Here is a 6235-nt window from a genome sequence, read left to right as displayed (position 1 = left end):
GCGCAGGGGCAGGAGCAACGGTGGTAGTTGGCACGGCCACAGATGGTACGGCAGGGGAGACAGCCACTGCGGCTACGTCAGGCGCAGCGGGGGGGGATACCACCACAGCCGGAGGAGCATCCGCCACAAGCGCCACAGACGTGGAGACACCCACCACACTCGCCACCCCGGATGGTGCCATGGAAGCCGATCCAGATCCGGAGCGCGGCGCACGCGCCGGAGTGGGAAAACGGGCACTCTTGCTCTGGGGAACATGCTCTCCGCGCTGGAGTTGCTCGCGCCGTTGCTTGGCCAACACGGCAAACTCCCTGGCGGCGGCACGCAACGCAAGAATGCCGCGCATGCACGGTGTGACAGGCGCGTGATCGCCATCCGCCGACTGGGCCCCATTTCCCAGAACCACGTCCTCGGAAGCAGCCCCCGCCAAGGCAGACGCCGATCCTTGCGAAGGTACGTTCGCACCAGGAACCGCCGCCTGAACCGACTTCTCGTTTTTCGTGTCTGCCACGTTGACCACCCGACCTCCACACCTCAGCTACACCACCCCTGCTCCACCGTGTCGATTCAGCGCACTTCCTGAAACCTCATCACTCAAGCCCGCGCATGAGCCACCATTGGCACATTTCCTGAAGCCTCACCACTCAAGCCCGCGCATGGTGACCATGCAACGCATCGGGATCCAGGGGGCTGGCTCCCTGGCAGGTCCAGGACAGCGTCCTGGTGGGGTTCGGGGCGAAGCCCTGACAAAGGCTTTCATATCCCAATCTCTTCCAATCTTTAAACCTCACCACTCAAGCCCGCGCATGGTGACCATGCAACGCATCGGGGTCCAGGGGGCTGGCTCCCTGGCAGGTCCAGGACAGCGTCCTGGTGGGTTCGGGGCGAAGCCCTGACAAAGGCTTTCATATCCCAATCTCTTCCAATTCTTTCCAGTCTTTTCCAATCTTTCCTTGAAAGGGCGCTGAACAGTGACGCTCATTGAAGTTTGGCAAACATCCGGACCCCACCGCGTTCGACCTCCAGCAATGTCCACTGCCGTCCGGCGGTCGCCTTGATGGCCTGATCCATGGCTGCCGCGTCCGGCGTGGGGGAACCGTTGATTGCCAAAACCACATCTCCGACTCGCAAGCCACCGCGCGCCCCGGGAGAACCAGGCGTCACCTCCTGGACCGTCCCACCTCTAGGGCCTTGGGCCCCTGGCCGTGGGGGAACCATCTCCAAACCCATCCACTCAAACTCGGCAGGAGGCAACGGCTTGGCAACCACACCAACCGGCTTGTTGACTACCCCCTGCCCGGCTGATGGCGCCAGCGCCTCACCCTGGAGAGGAAGAGGAAGAGGCCCCCACTGTTGCGCCCCGATCGGAGCCGTCATGGCCACATTCCAAGCCTGGGGCTGGCCTGGAGAGACAACCGCCTTGTCGGTGCGGGAAGGGATCCGCAAATAGACCGGTTGCCGCGCCGTACCACGAACGACCGCAAGACGTACCTCATCTCCTGGCTTGGCACGGGCCAATCTTTGTTCCACAACGTCCAGATTGTCAGCCCAGCGTCCCTCCACTTTGAGGAGCACATCCCCGGCGCGCAGACCCGCCTGGTCGGCAACGGATCCAGGCTGGACGGCATCCACCAACATCCCCTTGGGAACAGAGAGCTGCCTTTGGCGAGCGCCTTGCGCATCCAGCACGGTCAGGGTCAAGCCAAAATCGGCCTGGAGAGTTCCGGGAGCTGCGGTCGCAACCGCAGCAACGGGTATACCCAAGGCCGCTCCGGGCATACCGGCAGGTGGCATCACACCCGCACCACCGGGCACGGCATGAGCCAGAGCCATGCCAGGGGTCACGTTTGCCATCCCTCTGGGGTTGAAAGCGGAGAGGGCATCCGCACGGCTGCGGTGCCAGGCACCGATCGCCCCTGAGGCGCCACCCTGGTTGAAAGCCGCTGGCAAGGCACCGGGATTGACCGGCAGAATCTCGTGACAGTTGGTGCAGGGGCCCCAGTCGGCGTGGGGCATGGCGGCATTGGCCTGGATGCGTGGCGCCGTGCGCGCCGCCACGGGGAGAGCGCCCGGCGTTGCCGACAGGATTTCGTGGCACTGGACACATGGACCCCGATCACCATGGGGCGAGGTGGCATTGGCCTGGATGGGCGGTGGGGGACGCGCCGCAATGTGGGCGCCCCCGGCCAGCACATCAGGCCGGGAAAGATTGGGGGTGACCACCGGCAAGCGCAGAGTCTCTTCCAAAAACTCCCGCGCCGTATTCGACGGCACGGCAAAACCAACGCCCGCAAAGGCGTTGGTGGTCGTGTAAATGGCGGTGTTGATGCCGATGACATATCCGCGTCCATCGACCAGGGGACCACCCGAGTTGCCCCGATTGATGGCCGCATCGGTCTGGATCAAGCCTCGATGCAGGACGCCCCCAATATCGACGGCCTTGCGCTTCCCGGAGATGATTCCTCGGCTCACAGTCTGATCAAGCCCGAACGGGCTGCCAATGGCGATCACCGGATCCCCCACACTAAGCAACGCGCTGTCGCCAAAAGCAGCCGGCTGCAACGGGGTCTCGGGATCAATTTTGAGCAAGGCCAGATCGCGTTTGGCATCCAGGGTCACCATTTCCGCCGGCAACACCTGATTGCCGCCCTGGGCATTGAACAAGGTCACGTAAACGTGTTTGGCCTTTTCCACAACGTGATAGTTCGAGAGAATGTAGCCGTCTTCCGTCACCACGACACCCGAACCGATACTCTCCGTCTTGACGCCACTGAACGGGCTGGCGTACTGCAAGCCGGGATCCTGGTTGGGAGTTGTCGGGGCACCGGGGGCGTTCGGTGCTGCGGGGACGTTGGGGAGCGGCGATGGCGCGGCAGCATGGGGCATCGCGGGCGTGGCGGGAGCAGGATCCCCTTCCGGCAGGCGCGTGCTGGTGACACTGACATTCACCACGCTGGGCAGCAGGGCACGGGAGACGGCAGCAAATCGCGACGGGGTCGACCCGGGTAGAGTGACCGAACCATCAAGCGCCACGTCTGGAGCAACCCAGGCAGAACCCGCTGCCCCTGTCGCTGCGACCGGCATGCCAACCGGGCCAACCGGCGGGCCAACCGGGCCGGCGGCAGGCGGCGCACCCACCTGTCCGGTTTGAGCATCGCCCGACTTGGCCGAGTAGAATCCTCCCGGGGTGTGCCGATCCCACCAGAACGTGCCCACCAACAACAGGATGGCCGCCGCCCCCACCATGAAGAGGTATTTCAGGAAACCCCGTCCGCAATTTGGATCCTGTTCTGGCGTCATCCCAGTCCATGCTCCGGTTTGGATGGCGAAGAGAGGTCACACAACGCCCCGGCATCCCGATCTCTCTTCCGAACGGGGGTGGCGTTGGCCTCCCGCAAGCGCCTCACCCCTGCCCCCAGGGCGATACAACCAAAAACCAACAAGACGAGCGGGACCGCACCCCGCAAAAACTCGACCATGGACCACCACCAGGCAGAGAGTCCCCACAATCCCAGCGAAATGGTCACCAACCCAATCATAATGCTCGGCATGATCCGATTCTTCCCCTTGGATGCGAATGCCCGCCATCAGCCGACCTCTGGCCCTCCAAACCACTCGCCCGGTCCGGCACACCAACCTGGACAGGAGCGTCGATGGCAGAGTCTATCCACATGCGCTGGCAATCTCCAGGAGTTTTGCGCAGAACCCGCACGGCGGGCATGCCCCCCACCTGCGGGCACGTCCGACATCACGACACGTCGCACCTCTCCCCGCCGCCCGACTCCTGGCGCCATAAAATGGCCAACCCGTACAACATGATGGCTATATTGGCCAATCCGGTAAAGAGGAAGGGGGCCGTTGGGCCGATCCAGTCGAACAAGATGCCGCCAACCTGCAAAAAAAAGACGATGCCGACGCAGCCCGCCGTGTTGAATGCCCCCATGACCGACCCGGAGATCCCCTCTTCGGCGTGGTCCATCACCAGGATTTGCGGTGCCAGGATACACCCAGCCTGCCCCAACCCGACCAGCAGGGCCGGCAGCAGTGACCACCAACTCAATGGATTGACAATAAAGCCGAAGGTGAGAAAACCCACGCCGGAGAGAAGCAGTCCGAACACGACAGCCCGCACCGGTCCATGACGTTCAGTGATCCTTCCCCATACCGGGATGGAGAACAGCACCACCAACCCGATGAAGCCAATGACAAATCCGGCCTTGGCTGCGGCCTGATCGCTGTTGACATCCGGCAACAGGTCGCTGAAGTAGATAAACCACGTCATAAGGAACAGGCCAATGATCACCATGTCATTGCGCGAGGAGAAAGCCGCCAAAAAACTAAGGCGCAACTCTCTCTTGTTTTTGAGCAAGGCCAGCAGGCGCTGAAAGGGAAAGCGGCTCTCCTCCAGGCGTGGAGCCGTCTCCAGGAGGAAGTGCCGGACAAGCCATGCGCCAGCCAAACCCACCAGGGCAGGAAGCAGCATGATCGTCTTGACGCCGACATAGTTGGTCAGCTGAATCAGGACGGCATAGACCAGGGTCGCACCAAATGCGGTCATGAGACCGGCCTTGGCAAGAATCTGGATACGATTCCGTGACGTGCTGTAATCCCCGGTCATGGTGGCAAGTTGCGGCCAGACTGCGGTGGTTCCCAGGGAGGTCAGTATCCGTGCCAGGTAGTAGACCGCCAGGGCATCGACACCCAGAATCAGGGAGATTTCACTGCTGAAAGGGGTGAGAAGGGCCATCCCTCCCGCCAGCAGGAAGCCGAAGAGCATGATCGGCACCCGGCCAAACCGATCGGACAGATACCCCAGATAGCCCACGAGGACCATTTCGATCACCTCGGTAGCTACTTGAATGTTGGCGTTGACAAACCCGGCGTTTTCCCGTCCCAGGGAGAGCGCCTGACGCAAAAACAACGGCTGCGTTGCCAGCACCAGGGTCATGAGGATCATCACCAGGGCCACCACGAGCAACAGCGTGTTCAGGTTCCCTTCCGTGATTCTGTCACGACCACTCACAACGCCTTCCCCATAACCGGGCCACCATCCGACGACAATCGGACGTGCAACCCTGTCAACACGGCACCCCTGTCACCCAATCCCATATCCTCACACACAAGACTTCTGCATTCTCCAAGAGTTCCGCACCCTTTCTCTGCCCTATGGCCCCAACCTCCCGAGCAGCTAAGCCAAACATCATGCGGCAAGCGGAAAACACCTCACCTTTCAGTCTACCATTTTTCCACACCGTTTGACAACTATCGCGGCGCAACCGCATTTGAAAGGGCGTGCCGCGCGGGAAAGCGGTTACGAGGGGGGGCGATCAGGGTGTTGGTATCGACCAGCGTCACCTTACGACTCGCCGCGCGTCAGGGCCATGATCTCGTCGGTGGTCAGTCCCGGCCCGTCCGCGCAACGCCTCGAAGCGGCTCACTGTCGGAACATCCTCGACCTTGCGCAACTCGATGCGACCACCTGGAGGCCGCCCACCGCATCATCCTCGCCGCCGACACCGCCAAAGTCGAGGAAGCCGCCCGCCAGATCGACGACCTGCTGGAAAAGAAGGAGCGGGTGGTCAAGATCAAGGCGGAACTCCAGGACGAGGCCCGCTTCCTGGAGGGCGTCCCCGAAAAGGTGGCCCAGGGGCTGACCGGCCCGGTCAAGGCCGGGCTGGACGAACTCTCCCGCGTCTTCGCCCGCTTCAAGAGCGAGTTCGCCACGTTCGACCCGGAGATCAAGGCCAAATTCGACGCCACCTCGGCCACCGGGGCCCTCGACGGGCTGATCGCCCGGTCTCAGGAGTTCCAGACCGCCCTCCAGGCTGGCAGCACGGTCACGGTCAACGCCGACACCGCCCAGGCGGTGGCTGCCATGGAAGACGTCATCGCCCGCGCCAACGCCCTGGATGGCCGGGTCATCACCTACTATGTCCAGCAGGTGACCCAGGAAGCCCATGCCATGGGTGGAACGGTGGGGCTGGCGCGAGGGGGACGCCTGCCCGGTTTCGGCGGTGGCGACCGCATCCATGCCCTGTTGGAGGCGGGCGAGTTCGTCATCCGCCAAGGAGGCGGTGCGGCGCTACGGGCTGGGGCTGCTGGAATCCCTCAACCGCATGCGCCTGCGGCTCCCGGAAATCCCCCGCTTCGCTGCGGGAGGACTGGTCCGCAACTTGGTGATTCCCGTCATGCCGCCCATGCCCGCCTTTGCTGCCGGAGGAGCCGTCCCGCCGGTGGA

5 protein-coding genes are annotated in these 6235 nt (G+C 63.0%); 1 reads left to right on the top strand and 4 read right to left on the bottom strand.

Features of this window, described 5'->3' with window-relative positions:
• The 4 genes from HQL63_10395 to HQL63_10380 form a co-directional block, all read right to left on the bottom strand.
• The coding region (locus tag HQL63_10395) for a hypothetical protein (protein ID MBF0177237.1) at positions 1-508 on the bottom strand (508 nt) is incomplete at its 3' end.
• Between the two features lie 467 nt (positions 509-975).
• Positions 976-3297, bottom strand: coding sequence for a trypsin-like peptidase domain-containing protein (locus tag HQL63_10390; GenBank protein ID MBF0177236.1), 2322 nt, complete (start codon positions 3295-3297; stop codon positions 976-978).
• On the bottom strand, positions 3294-3548 hold the full coding sequence (locus HQL63_10385) for a hypothetical protein (GenBank protein ID MBF0177235.1): 255 nt from the start codon (positions 3546-3548) through the stop codon (positions 3294-3296). Before HQL63_10385 ends, HQL63_10390 begins: the two co-directional genes overlap by 4 nt.
• Before the next feature lie 197 nt (positions 3549-3745).
• Positions 3746-4954, bottom strand: coding sequence for an MFS transporter (locus HQL63_10380; protein ID MBF0177234.1), 1209 nt, complete (start codon positions 4952-4954; stop codon positions 3746-3748).
• Positions 4955-5572: 618 nt separating this feature from the next.
• Here HQL63_10380 and HQL63_10375 point away from each other — a divergent pair.
• Positions 5573-6235: hypothetical protein (locus HQL63_10375; GenBank protein ID MBF0177233.1), on the top strand; the 663-nt coding region annotated here is incomplete at its 3' end.

The sequence above is a fragment of the Magnetococcales bacterium genome (assembly GCA_015231175.1).
In the GTDB taxonomy this organism is placed as follows: Bacteria; Pseudomonadota; Magnetococcia; order Magnetococcales; family DC0425bin3; genus HA3dbin3.
Note: the sequence above shows the minus strand (reverse complement) of the source record. Positions and strands in the feature narration are given on the sequence as shown.

Excerpts from the sequence above, each read along its gene's own strand:
- HQL63_10390 (MBF0177236.1), bottom strand. The coding sequence starts at position 3,297 with ATGACGCCAGAACAGGATCCAAATTGCGGACGGGGTTTCCTGAAATAC.
- HQL63_10385 (MBF0177235.1), bottom strand. The coding sequence starts at position 3,548 with ATGCCGAGCATTATGATTGGGTTGGTGACCATTTCGCTGGGATTGTGG.
- HQL63_10380 (MBF0177234.1), bottom strand. The coding sequence starts at position 4,954 with ATGATCCTCATGACCCTGGTGCTGGCAACGCAGCCGTTGTTTTTGCGT.